Genomic DNA, 3,001 nt, shown 5'->3' on the forward strand with positions numbered 1-3,001 from the left:
GAACCGTGCTTGATGCGGCCGACATTGCGCGGCTGTCGGCCGTCGGTGGACGCCTGATGATCAGCCCCAACGTCGATACGGCCGTATTGAACGCGGCGCTCGCCGCCGGCATGGTCACAATGCCAGGCGTCTTCACGCCAACGGAGGCGCTGATGGCCCTGAAGGCTGGCGCATCCGGTTTGAAGTTCTTTCCTGCAAATGTCCTTGGCCCCGATGGAATCAAGGCAATCAGCGCCGTCTTGCCACAGGGAACGATCATTGGCGCAGTCGGGGGCGTTGATGAGAACGGCTTTGCCGCCTATGCCAGGGTCGGCGTGCGTACGTTTGGCCTTGGCTCCAGCCTTTACAAGGTGGGCGCCACGGCGTCTTTTGTCAGTGAGCGGGCAAAGGCGACGGTAAAGGCTTATGACCTTGTGTTTGCGCCAGATAGCGCCTCATGACGAAGATCAGCATATTTCATGATGCGCCCTGCGAACTCGGGGAAGGGCCGGGTTTCGATCCGCGCACCAATACGGTGTGGTGGTTCGATATTCTTGCCGGCCGGCTCTTTGAAAAGTCGCTTGGCGGCGGCGAGGCACAGGTCCATAGCCTTGGACAGATGGCAAGCGCGCTCGCCGCGATTGACGATGGGCGACAGCTTGTCCTGACGGAGACCGGGCTGTTTGTCCGCGATCGCTCAACCGGCCATTCGGTCATGCACCGACCCATCGAGGCCGATAATCCGGCAACACGTTCCAATGATGCGCGCGTTCATCCGGCAGGCGCCTTCTGGGTAAGCACCATGGGCAAGCGAGCCGAACAGGACGCCGGTTCCATCTACTGGTATCGTGAGGGCGAACTGCGCAAGCTCTACGGCAATATTTCGATCGCCAACTCGATCTGTTTTGCGCCCGATGGCCGCACCGCCTATTTCGCCGACATGGGGCCAAACATCATCTGGCGGGTCGATACGGATCCTGAAACCGGACTGCCCAATGGCGAGCCGCTCGCCTTTCACACGCACAAGGGAAAAGGCGGCCTTGACGGCTCGGTTGTCGATGCGCACGGCAATCTGTGGAATGCGTGCTGGGGCGGATCGGCAATCAACGTTTTCGACCCGTCGGGAAAGCGTATCCGCACCATTGCAATGCCGGTGCCGCAGCCGACCTGTCCAGCCTTCATCGGCGTTGACACCGCAAATCTGATCGTAACGAGCGCCTATGGCGAGATGACCGATGTAGCACGGCAAAAAAATCCGCACGCCGGCAAGACTTTCCTGGTCGAGATCGCCGGGAAGGGCAGGTTTGATCCACCCGTGCGACTCTAGCGCCGGGCCGGCGACACTTACGCCTTCACGACCATATCTTTTCAGGAACCATTCGCGCCAGCCCCCGTTTCTCCTTTGCAAATCGAACCGAAATCTTTCCGCATGCGGCCGCCTAAGCAACGCCGAACGGTTATGCATGTTCCAATCGAACGGAGAATGAAATGGGATTTTTTTCCAAGGATATCAAAACGATGGATGATCTCTTCGTCCATACGTTGCGTGACATCTACTATGCGGAAAACCAGATCGTGAAGGCGTTGCCCGAAATGATCGACAAGGCAACGGATCAGGACCTGAAAATGGGCTTGGAGAAGCATCTGCAGGAAACCGAGGTGCAGATCGACCGCCTCGAGCAGGTCTTCAAACTCCATGGTGTTGACGTAAGTGGTGTGAATTGCCCGGCGATCGACGGAATCCTTGAGGAAGCGGATGAAATTGCCGGCGAAGTCGACAGTGATCAGGTGCTCGATGCGGCCCTGATTGCCGCTGGTCAGGCCGTCGAACACTATGAGATCACCCGTTACGGCACCTTGATTGCCTGGGCAAAACAGCTCGGACGCAATGACTGTGCAGCGCTCCTTGAACAGAACCTTCATGAAGAGATGAATGCCGACAAGGCGCTGACCACCCTTGCCGAAAGTCACGTCAACGCAGCTGCTGCGTAAAGAACTGTCGCGCGATTTCGAAGCGCGTTTTTTAAGGCCCGCATCGCCTCATGCGGGCCTTACTGTTCTGTTTGCCGACTTTTGAAAACGAAACGGCGATTAAACGCGTCGAAGTGGGTACGATGCTTGCCGGGCCGCGTCCCGCAAAACGCGCTTGACAAGATGAAGCTGCTGTAATTCTATAAGCCATCCATTATTAGGTATTATATTCCATTATAATGGATTACTATTAAAACATTCGCTTTGACGGATAGGGGAACAAGATGTCCAAACGACTTTACATTGCGGCCATTGCGGCCGCTCTCGTTGCGCTGCCCTCAATCAGCGCATTCGCCCAGGAGACCAAGAGCAAGCTCGACGAGGTTCTGGCCCGCGGCCATCTGGTTATGGGGACCGGCAGCACCAACGCGCCCTGGCACTTCAAGAGTGCCGACGACAAGCTGCAAGGCTTTGACATCGACATGGGCCACATCATTGCCAAGGCGCTTTTCAACGACCCGGAGAAGATCGAGTTCGTTAACCAGTCCTCCGATGCGCGCATTCCCAATATCACCACCGACAAGGTCGATATCACCTGTCAGTTCATGACGGTGACGGGCGAGCGTGCCCAGCAGATCGCCTTCACCATCCCCTATTACCGCGAGGGCGTTGGCCTGATGCTCAAGGCCGACAGCAAATATGCCGATTACGCGGCACTCAAGGCAGCAGGATCAGCCGTTACCATTTCCGTGCTGCAGAATGTCTATGCGGAAAGCATGGTTCATGCCGCCCTGCCGGAAGCCAAGGTCGATCAATATGAATCAGTGGACCTCATCTATCAGGCGCTCGAATCCGGACGCGCCGATGCGGCAGCAACGGACCAGTCCTCGCTGGCCTGGTACATGACGCAGAATGCCGGCCGCTACAAGGATGCGGGCTATGGCTGGAACCCGCAGACCTATGCCTGCGGCGTCAAGCGCGGCGATCAGGATTGGCTGAACTTTGTCAACACTGCCCTGCACGAAGCGATGACCGGCGTTGAATTTGATTT

Annotated in this window: 4 protein-coding genes; all 4 read left to right on the forward strand. The window is 57.2% G+C overall.

What is annotated here, in order from left to right; translation table 11 throughout:
• The coding region (locus tag AAAB35_RS14200) for a 2-dehydro-3-deoxy-6-phosphogalactonate aldolase (protein WP_340668932.1) at nucleotides 1-440 on the forward strand (440 nt) is incomplete at its 5' end.
• Complete coding sequence (locus AAAB35_RS14205; RefSeq protein ID WP_340668933.1) at nucleotides 437-1,306, forward strand: SMP-30/gluconolactonase/LRE family protein; 870 nt, start codon at nucleotides 437-439, stop codon at nucleotides 1,304-1,306. The genes AAAB35_RS14200 and AAAB35_RS14205, both read left to right, overlap by 4 nt.
• Before the next feature lie 161 nt (nucleotides 1,307-1,467).
• Entirely contained in the window at nucleotides 1,468-1,971 is a 504-nt protein-coding gene (locus AAAB35_RS14210; protein ID WP_340668934.1) for a ferritin-like domain-containing protein, read from the forward strand.
• 263 nt (nucleotides 1,972-2,234) lie between these two features.
• Nucleotides 2,235-3,001, forward strand: a 767-nt coding sequence (locus AAAB35_RS14215) for a transporter substrate-binding domain-containing protein (protein WP_340668935.1), incomplete at its 3' end; no start/stop codon positions are given.

The sequence above is a fragment of the Phyllobacterium sp. genome (assembly GCF_037994425.1).
In the GTDB taxonomy this organism is placed as follows: Bacteria; Pseudomonadota; Alphaproteobacteria; order Rhizobiales; family Rhizobiaceae; genus Phyllobacterium.

What these genes read in the sequence shown, in the direction of transcription:
- AAAB35_RS14205 (WP_340668933.1), top strand. Translation starts at nt 437, where the DNA reads ATGACGAAGATCAGCATATTTCATGATGCGCCCTGCGAACTCGGGGAA.
- AAAB35_RS14210 (WP_340668934.1), top strand. Translation starts at nt 1,468, where the DNA reads ATGGGATTTTTTTCCAAGGATATCAAAACGATGGATGATCTCTTCGTC.